Raw genomic sequence first — 15475 nt, forward strand, 5'->3', positions numbered from 1 at the left:
CAATGCACATCTGGCTGGGAAATTTCGCATCAGAAAAAGAGTTTGAAAAATATTTGAATCAGAAAGAATATCTGAAAGCGTGGGCTGTTTATGACAATGAGCCATCAACTGGAAATGAAGAAGAAGATGCAGAACCAAGTGAGGAATTGCGTTGCGATTTTTGTAAAGAAGTTCAGTTAGATACTTATGATGTAGATTTTATGATTATTAAATATTATAAGAAACCTGTAGACATTAAAAGTGTTGCTCACGATTTTCTTGTAGACGGAATAGAATTGGAAGCTTTATGTAAGAAACAAAATATCAATGATTTTAATTCGGTAATTGCGTATGAAGATAGTCATTTAACTAAAAAAAAGGCCTCAGGTTCAATAACTTTGAAATATGTCGGTCAATTAGAACAAGTTACTGATGAAAATATATCTGACGATTCAACTATTCATTACTTATGGGTAGGTGAAAATAAATTAGATAAGAAAAACATTCTTAAAGAGGCTGAAATTGATAAAGCTAAAGTTATAAAATTTAATTATTATCATAATTCCAAAGCAGGAAAGCTTGATGAAATATTGATTCTTCAGGTTGAGGACTATAACGTTGCAGAAAAGATGATTCTCAAAGTTGATGAGATGAAGATTCTTACAGCTCACTCAATTCTTGATATTGCTGTAAAAGGAAATTTAAAAATGGATGGTGAAAAGATTGCTCAAGCTTTAGGAATGAAATACATAGGAAGCTTCGATTCTGAATAGCATAATAAAAACTTGGAATTTACTACACAAAAAAATACCATTAAAAAGGAGTTGATTTATTTAACTCCTTTTTTATTGTAATTAATCCCATGGGTACAAAAACTGGTTTTACCATTACGATGAAGAAGGGAATTTACTTCTGAAAAGTAAAAGACCTGTTAATAATATACAGCCGGAAGAGGTTAAAGAAGAAAAAACTCATCCTTACTATAAACCCATTGCCTCCGACTGGCTAAATACACCCAAACTTACAGAAACAAACCCGTTACCAAAGGTCGAATCTGTTTCTTCCGACCCAATACAGAATCCTGAATGGGAATCCGGCGACTGGGCTTATTCTGGAACGCCAACGGAATGCTTGCAAAGGTAAAACGACCCGATGCCGGAATATTTTTAAATAATTAGTTTTTCAAAAAACATTACTTTTAATTATTGTTTCTTAACTAAATTTGAAAACAACTACACATAAAAAACTATCTACATTAATAAATAAACGCATGAAAATATACTTTCACAATTACATGACAAGAGAAGGGGTACCTTCTGACGATCCCCAATACGCAGATTTGCTGCAGGCACTTGAAATTTTTTCCGGTTTAAATGATTCCACCGAAAATTTCTTTGGCATCATTGATCCATCAGCTAAAATTATACAGTTTGTTTTAGAGGCTGAAAACCAGTGGTTGGTAGAAATTCCCAATTTGCCAAGTCATGTAAACGACCAGCAATATGCCAATTTTGCAGAATGTATAGAAATCATTACCAGTACATTTGACGAAAATAGGGTGAAAATTTTTCCGAAAATGATTAAGGTGGATATTATGAATGAGTCTTTGCAAGATTTGCTTTAATAGAAGAGGCATAATATATAATTTCTAATTCCTTGTTGTAATACAATACAATTGTGTTTCCGAAAGTATTGTCGCAGGAAATAAACCGGATTATGAAGAAAATACAAAAACTGCAGGTTCCTTGAAAAAGTTTTAAATGTTTATTATGAAGTGCTCAAATTAAAACCTAATATTCCGGCTTTGAATATCCCAGTTGAGTAAATTTAAATAATTGTTTAAAACACCGACCAACCACTAACGATTGGATAAATTCAACGGCTTGCCGAAACAAATATTATTAGCGCAAAACAAATTTAAAGAGATGAAACTTCCTGTTTTGGGTGTTGCTCAAAGTTTGGCACACATTTGAGTCAAGTTTTCAAGATCACCACTCATATGTGGCACTTACAATTATGACTATAAAAATTATCAGCAGTTTTAAAGAGTTTTCTCTAAGTTTTGTAAATGAGGAAGATTTTAAAAAAATTCATGAGCAGATATTAGAAGCTCTCACAGACGACAGCAACACAAAAGGTGTCTTTTACGAACAGGAAAATTCCTCAAAATTCTTTCCGGCATTATTCCTGAAAAGCAGTGTCATCGAAATAGAAAAAGGGGACAGCAAATTAGCACCTTTTACTTTCTAAAACTGATAAGCCTTTTCGAAGAAAAGGCTTATTCTTTATTTTTTATAGACTTAGTGAATTACTTTTCATTGAGAAGAAAAATGAAAATATTTCAAAATGATAAATCTGTAAACATAAAAGAATTTAAACAAATGATTTAATTAAAAAATATCCACATTTTACTTTAATTTAGATCAGTAATATTATAATCTCCACATGACAGAGCAATCAAGATATGCAGCTATGAAAGACCGTTTAAGACCGATAATTTCTTTGCCATTTATCATATGCCTGGGATTATTGCTGTTGAACGATTTTTATCTTAAAGAAGCCTATCATAACCAGTTTACCGGTAAGCTTTCAGATATATGTGGATTATTTATATTTCCAATTTTTTGGTCTGTTCTAAAACCAAAATACAAATCAGGAATATTTATAGGGACTGCGTTATTTTTCATCTACTGGAAGAGCGAATATTCACAATCGTTCATTGACTTTTTCAGCAAAACCTTTTTCAGGATTGAACGAACAGTCGATCTTACCGATCTTCTGACATTACCGGTTATAGCCATCGCGTGGTTTTTTCTGAACAGTAAACCTCAAAATTTGAACACAACAGTTTGGAGACTGAAGATCAATCCTTATCTGATAGCAGCTGTTGCTGTGTTTTCATTTTATTCAACCAGTCAACCGAGATATTTGCAAAGCTTTGATCAGCCACAATATATACTTTTAAAGTCGGGTACACCCGTAGACAGCCTACAGTACTCAGGTTTTGCTTTTTACAAATTTGATTCACTACTCGCTGTAAAAATAGATGAAGTCTACACATCACAGAGACCGGTGAAATATGATGATTACAACAAAAATCTGGAAATTGAAAAGTTAGATGAAGACATCTCCCGGATACTTGGAAGTAACACAGAAAAGATTGCTCCAGGTACAATTACATCCTTAAAAATAAAAATTCCTGAAGGCGAAGATTTTGTAAGATTCAACGGTGGAAGACTGGACGGGAAATTTATGAGGAAAAAGGATGGGAAGACTGTTATCGAAGGTCTTTATAAAAAGGGCATCGAAGATTCTGTTTGGGTTTTCCGCGATCTTAAAGGTCATCTGATCAGCAAAATAACATTTGTAAATGGAGAGCGTACGAAGATTCTGCATTTCGAAAATAATAAGTCTGTAAAATCTGAAAATATTAATACGCGTTCCGATACCGTCAGAAATAAAGGAATTCAGATTGCTGTACTTATTTTATTATGGATAGCTGCACTTTTCTTAATTATTAAAAATTACCGTCAGTCGGCTGAAAAGCTGATCCTGAAGAAGTTGTGGAAGTGGCTTCTATGCCTGAGTTTACCTCTTATAGTGTGGTCTCTGCATTTTGGCTTTTCACTGCTGTTAGATGATTTTCAGTACGATATTTTTATGGTTTTAGCCATTGCTGTTCTGACTTATTTGGTGACCTGTCCGCTTTTTTTTATCGTAGTTTTCTGGATAAAACTCAGTAAACAGATTGATGTGCTGTGGTACTGTCTTTTATTTGCTTTATCGTTCAGCATCTGGATAGAAATTCATATTTTCCTCAGCCTTTCAGCATGAGTTATATATTTTAAATTCTGACTTTATTTTTAAAAAGAATGAGGAACATTTTTCTCTACAGTTAGCCACAGAAACTGAAACTTACAGATATATCTCTTAGTAAAATTTCCGCTGATAATAGTGGAATAGACGTGCTGCTGAGTTTTCGGTTTTTAAAAACGGATAATGAAAAAAGATGTATTTACTTTTTCTTTACAATGTTTTCAGCCAGTGAAATGATCTCTTTATTTATTCTGTCAGCGTTCTCTTTTTTTGTAATAATCGTACCGTGACTTGCATCCATGATCATCTGTTTTCCGTTAGAAGAAAGTTCTGTAAGCTCTTTTTGCATGTCAAACCATAACTGAACCTGCTTCTCAGGGTCAATTCCTTCTTTTCTGTATTTCTGTTTTTGAGATTCTTTATACTGTTCCGTCGCAGTAAAGACCAAAACAGGTAATGAATCTAATTTTTTAGCTTTTCCTGCTCGTAGAAGGACTTCGTCAGTCAGTTTATTTTCTCTTAAAAACATACGGTAAACGTCTCCGGAATTTGCTGTCAACAACCGTGATCGGCCGTGTAACTCTTTTGGTAATCCGTCGCCATCATGCACTTCCTTACTCAATATCGTATTATAAGAACCTAAAATACCTAAATCTGCCATGATAGATCCTGCTTTTAAAAGTTTAGCCTGTCCTTTTGGTACCAGCTCTTTTTGAGCTAACCGCTTCCACTGTTCAGGATGGCTGGAATCTATAAAGACAATTCCTGCAACTTCCTTTGGATACAGGTCTCTGAATATTCTGCTGTATGGTCCTCCCATAGAATGACCCACCAAAATGTATGGTGGTTTTTCGCCGGATTTTTCTAATAAATCATGAAGCTGATGAGCATAAAATTCAGGTGATAACCGTTTCTCATCACTCGATTCGCTAAACCATTTTCCATCTCTGTCATAGCGTATCACTCTCGTTTTACTTTTCAGACCTTCTGCCAGCCAATGCAGCATATCGGTATTACTATGCGCGCCGGATTCAATGATAATGGTAGGTAAATCCTGCTTTTCACCCTCTATTCTGACATGAATTTTGCTGCCGTTTACATCAACCAGCTGACCGGGAGGAACTGGTTTTGGACTGAAGATGCGGTAACACAATCCGGAAAGCAACACCAAAAATAAAATACCTGCTATAAGTTTTCCGACGAACTTCAATATTTTTAAAATTAATTTCATAGTTATTTTTAATTTTATGCATCGTTAAGCTAATAGCACTGGCTGGTACCTCAGAGCCTATACATACCACAAAAATAATACATTAAGAGTAGATTATTTATGGATATGAAATTTATCATGCAGAAGTGATAATTTTAATTGATGCCTTATAATTTTTATTATTAATCATATTTTAGCTCTAAAAACAAAATCACTTAAAAGAAAATACGAAATAATGCGTTTAATTCTTAAATTTGAATAATGCGAACATATCTCTATCTCATCATACTATCATTTTTTCTTACCAGCTGTTATACCTATCAACGGAAAAAGCGTGCGGAAGTATTACCTGAAAACGGAAAGGAGTCAATGCAGAAGCCTGCTGATGGTAATATTGCTTCGGCTCAGCGAAACAGTACTGCGGGGGAAACTCAAAACAAAAAACCTCAGGAAACCGCTAATGAGGTGGCACCTGCTCCGATTAATATCCAAAATGAGCTTCAGCCAACTAAAAATTACAGAATAAAGGCTGATGGAAGATCATATAAACTAATAGTTGACCGTTGGGAAGGAGACAGCCTGGTTGCCCATCCAGTGAAAAGGCCTCAACAAATCATTAAATTACATAAGAGTCAAATCAACGCTGAAACGATTACAGAAAGACGCTTTTCAAAACCGCTGTCAGATATTTTAACGGTGGCGACTTATGCAGGTATTGGCGTTGGAATTTGGATGCTTCTCCGCTAAAAAAGTCATTTTCGATCGCATATCCCGCATGATAATTTAAGATTTTTGGAGTTTTTGAGAGTTTCTCTTATTGTTTACACTATCGGAAAGTTAACAGCTAAAAGAATTACTTAAACAAATGTCTGAAAGCTTTATTAATCGTCTTTGTATAAATTTTTCTAAATTATTCATTAAAATGATACTTCACAAGCTCAATTTCAGTCATTAAGCTTCTGTCCATTGATTGGTAAAATAAATGAGAAAGTAGAACCTTCGTCCTTAGAACTCTGTACCTGAATAGTGCCACTATGTAGTTCGATAATTTCTTTACAAAGATAAAGTCCGATTCCGAAACCTGCGATAGATCTGCTGCTCATATCTTTTACCCGATAGTATCGGTCAAATATCCGCTCCTGATCTTCTGTAGAGATACCGATTCCTTTATCCTGAACGGTCACCATCAGACTGTTATCAGCAATACTTACAAACTCCACAATGATCGATGCTTCGAAAGGGGAGTACTTAATTGCATTCCCGATCAGATTATGAATTACCTGTGAAATCTTTGCACGGTCTGCAACTACTTCTGTAGGACCTGGCGATTTGAAAATAAATTTTCTACTGTGATTTGTTGAGAACACTTCATCTTCAATTTCTGAAAGCAGTAATTGGAAATCGAACGCTGTTTTCTCAATATGCAGCTGTCCGGAATCAAGTCTCGATACGTTAAGAAAACCATTAATCATACTGTTCATGTAATCTGCCTGCTTTAAACATTTTTCCAGTATGTTATACTGCTTAGAGTCTTCTTCATTGGAAGCCACTCTCTGCATAATCTGTATATAAGCTTTCAGTGAAGTGAGTGGAGTTTTGAGTTCATGGCTGACCATGCCCATAAAATCATCTTTGCGCTCTTCTTCTTTCTTTTGCTTGGTGATATCTCTTAGAGTTCCATTGAGACTAAGCGGATTTCCATCCTGATCATAGAAAACTCTTCCACTGGCCTGTAGAAGCCTTATTTTTTTATCTGTATCGTTTTGAATTCTGTATTCTATAAAATAATGACCCTCAGAATCTCTATCAAGTGACTTGGAAATTGCTTTGATCACGCGGTCGCGATCCTCTGGCACGATCACCGCTAATGCAATGGATAAATCAATATTCTCTTCCGATGATAAACCGAACCAGTTTTTCAGCAATTTATTGCCCGAGAAGAGGTTCGTAGCAGGCTGGTAATAGAAAGTTGCAAGCTCTCCGGCATCGATAGCCAAAGCCAACATCGACTGGTCATTTTCATTCTTTCGCCGCTCTAAAACCTGCTGAGTTATTTCTTCAATAATAACCAGTACGCCGGAAATCTCACCTCGATCTGAGAAAATAGGCTGATAAATAGAGTTAACTATTGCTTCCCGCAATCCATCCTCATGATGCAGTCTTACTGTAAACTCAGTGTTGATCTTAGGTTTTCCACTTCTGAAAACTTCTTTTAGCCAAGTATTTACAGCCTGGCCGCGCAATTCTGGCCGTGCAGTCTCATGAGGCCGTCCAATAACTTCCGATTCTTTACGGCCCCAAATATTTAAGATGGCAGGATTGGCGATTTCAATAATATGATCAGATCCTTTAAGCATGGCGATTCCGACAGGAGCCTGTTCAATAATTGTCCGGATATATTCTCTGCTTTGATCGAGTTGTTTCAGAGAGTTGTTGAGCTCTTCGTTCGTGGAAGTGAGCTCTTCAAGCGTTGCAGCCATTTCTTCATTTAGCGCATGTTCTCTTTCTTCTTTTTGCCTTAGCTGCTGCAGAAATTCACGTCTCGAGGTCACTTCAAGTGCTGTATTGAGTATGCACCATGTTTTTTGATGACGATCGGTAAGTGCCTTATATTCGTAATCAAAATAATCCAATACTTCAACACCGTTTTTAATGAGTTTTGCAGGTGCTTCATGTATTGAATATGTTTTACCTGAACGCCAAACTTCCTGGAGGAGTGCCATAAATGGTTGTCCTTCCAGTTCCGGAATAGCCTCCATCAAGGGTTTACCTATCACAGAAGAGTCTTTGCCCCAAAGCGCCAACATTCCTTCATTGGCAAAACGTATGATCATATCTTCGCCCGAATAAATGGAGGTCGGTGCCGGAGAAGAGGCTAAGGCCTGAATGATCAGATCGAAGCTAAAGCTGTTATCGGACAAAGTTTCTTGCGTACTCATAAGTTTGGCAAAGATATGCAAAAGTCTTTTTACTGACCGCAAACAGAGTTAAACGAAATGCGAGAAAATGTTACTTACTATACTGTTAAGTTATAAAATATACTTTGTTTCTTTTGTTAAAAAAATTTCCAGTCAATTATCTAATTCGGTCTTGTAGTTAAAAGATCTTCTCTTTAAATTGAGTAGGCGTCATGCCCATATTAGATTTAAAAAATTTTGAAAAACTGGCGTGATCATAGAATCCAAGATCATATACAATATCTTTTACAGACATTTCAGAAACTTTAAGCAGCCGTTTTGCTTCGAGTAATATTCTATTGTGAATTAATGATGAAGCAGATGTGTTGAGATTCTTTTTACAAATAATATTTAAATAATTTGCCGAAATATGAAGTTTCTCTGCGTAGAAAGAAACAGAGCGCTGATCTTTGAAATGAAGATCGATTAAACTTGAAAATTTAGAAATAACAGGATTGGAGTGCTTGGTTTCATAATCTTTGAAACTCGGCTCAACAGACTTACTGATCATCAAACCAATGATTTCACACCGCCTGTGTACCATCTCCCACAGAATATTCTGTTCTTCCATTTCTTTTTGAACGCAGTTAAATTCATATAACACAGACTGACAGAAATTCTCTGAAAGATTTATAACAGGATGATTCTGATAAAATAAAGACGAAAATCTAAGCGACGAGAGAAGGTTTTCAAACCAGGATCTGCTAATCATCAACTGATAACCGATTGTTCCTTTTTCTATATTCCATTGATGGACCTGATCCGGGAAAACCAAATGGATTTGATGATCCTGAATCGGGTGGGAAACAAAATCTATGGTATGAGTTCCTTTTCCTTTTTTAAAAATATTAATGATGAAGAAATCGTGTTTGTGTGGCAGATCGATCGACCGTTCACCATGAAGCTCATTGAACAGAATCTGACCTCCCGAATTTCCGTTGTCACTGAAATCCTGAATACCCAAAACGGGAAAGTGATCTGACTGCTGATTCATCCTTACTGATTTTTGCTTAAAATTAGTAAAATTTAAAACAGAAATGCAGCCAGATGAAATTTCAGATCTTAAGACTCTAATATTTTCACAATTTCTTTAAAACCTAATGACTTGGAATGTTGTAAAGCTGTCACGCCATCTTTGTCAGGAATGTCAATGTTTGCACCTGCATTTTTTAGAATCTGAATGATCTGCTGATATTTTGTGCTTCCATCACCCAAAACTACAGCTTCCATAAGCGCGGTCCAACCCAGTCTGTTTACATGATCGATAGGGAAACCTTCCGTATCGGCGAGAACTGTGACGGTTTCCACATGACCTCTTTCGCAGGCTGGAATCAAAGCAGTTCCGTTATATCGGTTAAAAATATCGAATCGGGCTCCGTTCTGTAGGAATAATTTTACAATTTCTGTCTGTCCGCTGGCTCCTGCATATAAAAACGGACTGTCTTTCTGCACGTCTTGGAGATTCACGTCTGCTTTATACTGTGCAAGAAGTTTTACCATCTCTTTTTGTTTTCTGATTACCGCAATGAGTAAAAGTGATCTTCCGTTTTGATCGGTTGTATTGACGTTGCTGCCTTTTTCTAAGGCTTCTTTTACTTTTGTAATGTCATTTTTCATCACCATGTTGACTAGATCTTCCTGCTGCATCCCTTTTATTTTTGAAGTTTGAACTGTATTTTTTTCGCAGGCACTGACACTGCAAAAAACGAATAGAAAAAATAAAATTTTCATTGATTTTAATTTAGTTAAAAAACGATGTTTCCCTGATGAATCAATGATTTCACATCGGATATTCTAGAAACTGCTTCGGCCGAACAGCTTGCATCCAGAAAGACCAGAGTCGCATCGTCGCCAACCTTTGGCCATTGCTGATTGCCCTGATCGTCCAGTGGAAGAACATTTGCTGTCGCCAGTTTTAAACATCTCGATAACATAAATTCTGTGGACTGGCCATAGAGTTGTGCGTAGAGGTTGGCTTTCTCCAATACACTTCCGATACCATACGTATTCCAGTGATCGACAATGCTGTCGTTTCCTGTGTAGACTGTTACTCCATGATTTTGTAAGGTAAGAAGCGGCATAATGAGATTTCCAAAAGGAATGGTAGAAGCGATTCCGACTTTTGCATCTCCTAATTTTTCGGCGATTTCTTCCTGCTTGTTTTTATCTAATTTACCTAAAATAAAACAGTGACTCAGAAAAGTTTTCCCTTTTAAAGCAGGATTTTCGTTGACCTTATCAATCAGATATTCCACTGTTTTCAAGCCGGATTCTCCCGTTTCGTGCAAGTGAATATCGATTCCTTTTTGATGGTCTAATGCCAGCTGCACTGTGAAATCAAGCGTCTTTTCAATCGCTCCATCAATGGTGTAAGGATCTACACCACCAATGAAATCGATGTCCATGGTTGCGGCTTCCTTCAGATACGGGACTGAATTTTTATAAAAGACACCATGCTGCGGAAACGCAACCAACTCTGCACCAAAAGTTTTCTTCTTATTTTCTAATGCTATCTGCAGATTTTTCAGTGAATCTAATTTTGAAGTCGGTTCAATGTTCACGTGGCTTCTGGCAAAAGAAGTCCCTTTGGAATGTAGCAGTTCAATCATCTTTTCTGCTTTTTGGGTAGACGTTTTAAGAAGTTCGGGCATCAGTTTTTCTTCCAGCTCAATCATTCCTTTTACACCGCCTTTTCTTTTTCTTACTGCCTGCCACTTGTCGCCGTAGAAGGTTTTATCTAGATGGATGTGCATATCTTTAAAAGCCGGAAGCATTAGAAATCCTTTTACATCAATTGCTTTTGCATTGGCATTGTTTGGCGATATATTGATGATCTTACCGTTTTCAATTTCGATGAGAAACAAATCCGTCTTTGTTGAGATGACTTCATTTTCTTCATATTCAAAACCAATTTCTAGTCGGACATTTTTTAGAATTAGTTTTCTACTTGCTGTTATATTTTCATCACTAAAAATAGAAGGTGCTGCCATAATATTTGGGGTTAATGTAAGACTAGCCATTGCCAATGCTGAGTTTTTAAGAAAATCTTTGCGTGATATATCGTTTAATCTGCTCTACAATTTATTTTATACAAAATTATAAACAGATAAAATCTTACAAGTGTACAGTTTATACAATTGTTTGTACAATTTATTAAAAATAAAACAGCTCAGACGGCAAGGACAGGTTTGATCAGAAAAATGTGCAGAAAACAATGCAGAAAATATATTTCTGCCGAATTTTCAAACCTTCATCTTCTCAAAAATTCCTTTAAAAAAGTAAAAAAAGCTGGTGAAAAGATTATTATTGCCAACACACCTAAAAATTTCAAAATGATGATCAGGAATTGAAAATAAAACGAGTACGGACTGGAGAAATAATCCAGTGGAATGAATAATTTGCTCATGGTTTTGTTCTTTATCAAGATTTTATACTCTCTGTTCTTAATGTGGTTTTGTAATGCTTTTTCCAACAGATTTTTATAATTCTCTTTATTGCTTTCGGTATTCCATATCTGGTTTGAGTAATGGGCTACTGCATCTCTGGTGTAGTATTCGTAGCGCTTTCCGTCCACCGTGTAAGCATAACTGATCATGGCGGTTGCTGAAGAGGCAGAGTTTTTGGTTGTGGGCGTCCAATCTGTTTTGAAACTTGTTATTTTGCCGTCAACTTCTTGCCAATTGGGATGAAAAAATTTGAAACTTTCAAATTGAAGTCTTGGCGAGAGCGACAGAATCACAGACAGAAACAAATAAACACCAAACGAAACAAGGAAAAACTTTTTGGTAATTCTAATGTTTCTGTATAAACCTAAATAAAAAATCGGCGTAAGAACAAAGGTTCCCACGATGACAAAAAGTGGACTCGTCAGAAAAAATATCAAATATAAAATCGGCCCAAGATACCTTGAGGCGAAATTCTCAGTGGTCTTTTTGGTTTCTTGCAGATAATCGTGATTTCTATTGATCATTGATATTAAAGATTATACATACTACTCGAAATCAAATTTTTTTCGTGTTTTCATCATTACTTAGTTCTTTGTTTAAATTGTAAGTCAACTCATCCCATTTATGTCAAGCAAATCACTGTCAATCCATAAAAGTTCATCCTTCTTACCGCCTTAGCTTTCCCTTCCGTAGGTATTTTTTTTTCACCAACTTTTGGCAGAGTTTTGTAGATGGTGAGATAATCAGTGGCTGCTTCATTCATAGATATTTCTTTCAGATCACTCAGCTCAAGGCAAATAACTGAATTTTCTGTAATATTACTGATCCGCAATTGATTTTTCTGTCATTAGCAGTTTATAACAGTTTCAATTCATCCTGTTTAATTATCAAAGTCTTATCTTAAATTATGTAATCGGCATCAATAAGCTGATTACTAATTTAAATTTCGGGTTCAATAAATCTTTATTGAAGAATGTATTTATTCTCGCTCAATACTGTAGATTTTCCCAAAATCACTCTTAGAACTTTCTTTCATTGAATTGATTTGAGCCTTGGTGAATTTAATCGTTTCATCTGAATAGTCATTTTTATATTTCCTCTGCAGTTCGGATAATTTCATGTACTTTTCCGCCACCTTATTATGTGGTTTGAAAATTAAGGTATCACTTTTTACTTCAGAAACTTTATAAAGCGTATAGTTGCCGTTTTTCTCGATTCTATAGACATCATTTACTGCTGGATTGGCCAGATATTTAGTCTCATTCATTGAATTGGTGAAAACTCCGTAAATAATCACGCAGAATATTAAGCCAATAATAAACAATCCAAAGTAATGGGTAATTGGTCTTTTTGCGCTCGCAGATGCATTGGCATAATCCTGCTTCATCTTTGGGCTCATTTCATGTGCATACAGCACTTGTTTGCAGTGGCTGCACTGGCTGATTCCTTTTTTCGATGTGGGAAAAATAGGAATCCAGAAAATATGAAAGTATCGCGCTATAAAAGCAAAAGTAACACTGCCTTTTGTATGGCAGTATTCGCAGTCATAGGATTGAGTTTCCTTTGGGACTAATGTTTTGGCTCGTGTTCCGAAAATGATCATAGTGTATTTTTTTTAGTGTTTTTAATAATTGAAATTTTTTTGATCTGACTTTTATTTTCCCTGAAAAAAATCCTGATCGCTGACAGATATGGAATTTTTTATTTTGTTATTATCACTAAGATTTCTGATTATAATCAAATGCTGATTATTCATTACAGCAGGTACTTATAAAAAATGAATAAAAGTCGTATTACCTTCTGTTAAAAAATTGTCTGCAGAAGTTTTTTAATTGCCTTTGGTCGGTTGAACATCAGTAGCGTCAGCTTTTGAACTTTTTGCTAAATAGTTGAGTATATCACGTTTAAAATTCTCTGTCACAAATATCTTTTGAATAGTATAGTTAAAGAGATTGTCAATACCTTTTGAGAATTGGGTGATAAATTTCTGTTTATTTATCTTATCTAAAGAATCGAATGTGAAGGTTAATTTTGCTGAATTTTCTTCTGATCCTTCAACCGTGATTTTCCATTTAAGTATTCCGTTTTTAGAAAATGAATTGTTGATAATTGGTTTGATAGGATGTTTGAGCACCTCCGCATTATATTCCCCTTTGAATAGCATTAAAATGTTCGCTTTCACAGATTTCTCTTTCACAGCTTTCTGATAGGCATTTAAATTCGTTACGATAACAGCGGATTCGTAAATTTTGTTCTCAGAAAGATAAAATGTAGTGCTATTATTGCTTTTGGTGACAGATTCGATTTTCGTTTTATTAAGCGAATGATCAGTAAGATGATGATCGTTAAAATTATTAAAATATCTTACAATTTTTTCTGCAGGTAATTTTACTATTTCTGTTTGACTGTTATTAATGATTTCCTGCCCGTAGGAAAATGAACTTGAGAATACCATTACTAAAGCAATTGATAATCTACAAACAATACTTAATCTGTTTTTCATTTTTTTGTGTTTGGATAGTATTTTGACCACCGAAGCGTTAAGTCTAATCCGGCTTGGTTTCATTTTTTAACTAGTTATAAAGATAAAAAAAATCAGCCAATCTGCAAAAGATTTCACCTGAAGAAGAATAACATGTATTTGTAAAAATGGTCATTGTTCTAAATGTACGGCTACTTAAGGAGTTTCCAACGATGGTCTTCTTATCGTTTCGCTCTTTTTGCTGATGGGATATTGACAACTCCGCATCCATCAACGAGCCAGTTTCCATTTTCTTCAACCATCTTTATAGTAAGTTTAAAATCTGGCCAGTCAATTCCCCGAACGATCATAAAGTCTGTATTATCAAGCTGCTCAATTTCAAAACCTTTGTCGGGATGGTCCTGACCGTTGACTATTGGGTCAAAATCAATTCCCAGTTCAGGATCAGCTTTGTTGGCATCGTCAATTATTTTTTTTAGTTCAATTCTAAATTTTTTTGTGGTTAAATTATTTGAACTCACCCATTCAAGCATATCAACTCCCTGATTCAATTTATTTGAGTTTTCAATATACCCGTTGATAAAGGACAGAGCAGAAATTGCTTTTTCTCTGTCTATCCTGATTTCATTGGGTTCCGCATTGATGGTTTTTGCCTGGATTTCTGTGGGAATATAATTTTTTTCTACGAGCTTAGACTTTTCACTCTTTTCGCAGGAAATGAAAATGACGGAGACTGCTATAGATAATTGTTTAATCATGTTGATGAATTTTAAATTGACAAAATGAACAAGAACTTGGGTACTGCGAAAATTGAAGCAGATACTTTTACCTAAAGTACAAAATTTCAACTGACGAAGAAAATTTGAATGAAAGACTTTTCGCTCATATCGGTACGTGTTTTGGTTAAGACACAGGACGGGATGCCCCGTAAATTTAACACCAAAACAAATAAGAATATTTAAAATGAAAAAAGCATCACTGAAAACAATCGCAGAAAAAATGAAAGACCTCGACTTCTGCATGATGACCACAACAGACGGAAGACAGGTTGTACATTCAAGACCAATGAGCAACAATGGTAAAGTGGAGTATGATGGAGACTCATGGTTTTTCACATTTGAAGACAGTAATAGGGTCCGTCAAATCGAGAAAGATGACAAGGTAAGTCTGGTATATCAGACTGACGATATGCTGTTCATCGAGTGTTACGGTACCGCAACGATTACCAAGGATAAGGAAACTCTGGAAGATAAGTGGGTTGACGGTCTTGAACAATGGTTTCCGGAGGGTATAGAAACGCCTGGTATCTGTTTGATTAAAGTAACTTCAAAACGCGTAACATTCTGGCACAAAGAGGAGGAGGGAGAATATGTTTCTTCTTAAATTGAATCAATTTTAAAGAATATTCCTGTAATCATTTTTAGTGGAAACAGCAGATTTTCAACTTCTGAACTTCTTCCTTTAAACTTATTTCTTAAAACTGATTTTACGTCATTTTACAGATTGCAGGATTCTATTCTGAGAAAGTTCAACACACTTTTAGGTTAAAATATCTTTCTAAAACCCGCCACAGATTTTTTCATGG

General features: G+C 35.4%; 16 protein-coding genes. 6 read left to right on the plus strand and 10 right to left on the minus strand.

Annotated features, from left to right (window positions below; genetic code table 11):
- Nucleotides 1-2: 2 nt before the first annotated feature.
- From OMO38_RS00275 to OMO38_RS00290, 4 genes are all read left to right on the plus strand, one after another.
- Entirely contained in the window at nt 3-752 is a 750-nt protein-coding gene (locus tag OMO38_RS00275; RefSeq protein ID WP_264748246.1) for an immunity 22 family protein, read from the plus strand.
- A gap of 497 nt (nt 753-1249) precedes the next feature.
- A complete protein-coding gene (locus OMO38_RS00280) occupies nt 1250-1603 on the plus strand; it encodes a hypothetical protein (RefSeq protein WP_264748247.1) in 354 nt (117 codons plus the stop codon).
- Between the two features lie 392 nt (nt 1604-1995).
- Nucleotides 1996-2229, plus strand: a complete 234-nt coding sequence (locus OMO38_RS00285; RefSeq protein ID WP_264748248.1) for a hypothetical protein — start codon at nt 1996-1998, stop codon at nt 2227-2229.
- Nucleotides 2230-2424: 195 nt separating this feature from the next.
- Nucleotides 2425-3813 (plus strand): toxin-antitoxin system YwqK family antitoxin, encoded by a 1389-nt coding sequence (locus OMO38_RS00290; RefSeq protein WP_264748249.1) that lies wholly within the window; start codon nt 2425-2427, stop codon nt 3811-3813.
- 181 nt (nt 3814-3994) lie between these two features.
- Here OMO38_RS00290 and OMO38_RS00295 read toward each other — a convergent pair whose 3' ends face one another.
- Nucleotides 3995-5026: an alpha/beta hydrolase gene (locus tag OMO38_RS00295; RefSeq protein ID WP_264748250.1), complete on the minus strand. Its 1032-nt coding sequence runs from the start codon at nt 5024-5026 to the stop codon at nt 3995-3997.
- A 240-nt stretch (nt 5027-5266) separates the two neighbouring features.
- On the opposite strand from OMO38_RS00295, the gene OMO38_RS00300 reads away from it, so the two are divergent.
- Nucleotides 5267-5752, plus strand: a complete 486-nt coding sequence (locus OMO38_RS00300; RefSeq protein WP_264748251.1) for a hypothetical protein — start codon at nt 5267-5269, stop codon at nt 5750-5752.
- A 197-nt stretch (nt 5753-5949) separates the two neighbouring features.
- Here OMO38_RS00300 and OMO38_RS00305 read toward each other — a convergent pair whose 3' ends face one another.
- The 9 genes from OMO38_RS00305 to OMO38_RS00345 form a co-directional block, all read right to left on the minus strand.
- Entirely contained in the window at nt 5950-7944 is a 1995-nt protein-coding gene (locus OMO38_RS00305) for a PAS domain-containing sensor histidine kinase (protein WP_264748252.1), read from the minus strand.
- Nucleotides 7945-8101: 157 nt separating this feature from the next.
- Complete coding sequence (locus OMO38_RS00310; RefSeq protein ID WP_264748253.1) at nt 8102-8956, minus strand: helix-turn-helix domain-containing protein; 855 nt, start codon at nt 8954-8956, stop codon at nt 8102-8104.
- Between the two features lie 68 nt (nt 8957-9024).
- Entirely contained in the window at nt 9025-9693 is a 669-nt protein-coding gene (locus OMO38_RS00315; RefSeq protein WP_264748254.1) for an ankyrin repeat domain-containing protein, read from the minus strand.
- A 14-nt stretch (nt 9694-9707) separates the two neighbouring features.
- Nucleotides 9708-10952, minus strand: a complete 1245-nt coding sequence (locus tag OMO38_RS00320; protein ID WP_406567272.1) for an amidohydrolase — start codon at nt 10950-10952, stop codon at nt 9708-9710.
- Nucleotides 10953-11212: 260 nt separating this feature from the next.
- Entirely contained in the window at nt 11213-11932 is a 720-nt protein-coding gene (locus OMO38_RS00325) for a hypothetical protein (RefSeq protein WP_264748256.1), read from the minus strand.
- 98 nt (nt 11933-12030) lie between these two features.
- Nucleotides 12031-12171 (minus strand): hypothetical protein, encoded by a 141-nt coding sequence (locus OMO38_RS00330; RefSeq protein WP_264748257.1) that lies wholly within the window; start codon nt 12169-12171, stop codon nt 12031-12033.
- Nucleotides 12172-12387: 216 nt separating this feature from the next.
- Nucleotides 12388-13011, minus strand: a complete 624-nt coding sequence (locus tag OMO38_RS00335; protein ID WP_264748258.1) for a zinc-ribbon domain-containing protein — start codon at nt 13009-13011, stop codon at nt 12388-12390.
- A 225-nt stretch (nt 13012-13236) separates the two neighbouring features.
- A complete protein-coding gene (locus tag OMO38_RS00340) occupies nt 13237-13911 on the minus strand; it encodes a hypothetical protein (protein WP_264748259.1) in 675 nt (224 codons plus the stop codon).
- Between the two features lie 200 nt (nt 13912-14111).
- The gene (locus tag OMO38_RS00345) at nt 14112-14648 is read right to left on the minus strand and encodes a hypothetical protein (RefSeq protein ID WP_264748260.1); all 537 of its coding nucleotides are present in this window, start codon (nt 14646-14648) and stop codon (nt 14112-14114) included.
- Between the two features lie 205 nt (nt 14649-14853).
- Between OMO38_RS00345 and OMO38_RS00350 the strand changes: the two genes are divergently transcribed.
- Entirely contained in the window at nt 14854-15273 is a 420-nt protein-coding gene (locus tag OMO38_RS00350; protein WP_264748261.1) for a pyridoxamine 5'-phosphate oxidase family protein, read from the plus strand.
- Nucleotides 15274-15475: the final 202 nt, after the last annotated feature.

Source organism: Chryseobacterium kimseyorum (genome assembly GCF_025971945.1).
GTDB lineage: Bacteria > Bacteroidota > Bacteroidia > Flavobacteriales > Weeksellaceae > Chryseobacterium > Chryseobacterium kimseyorum.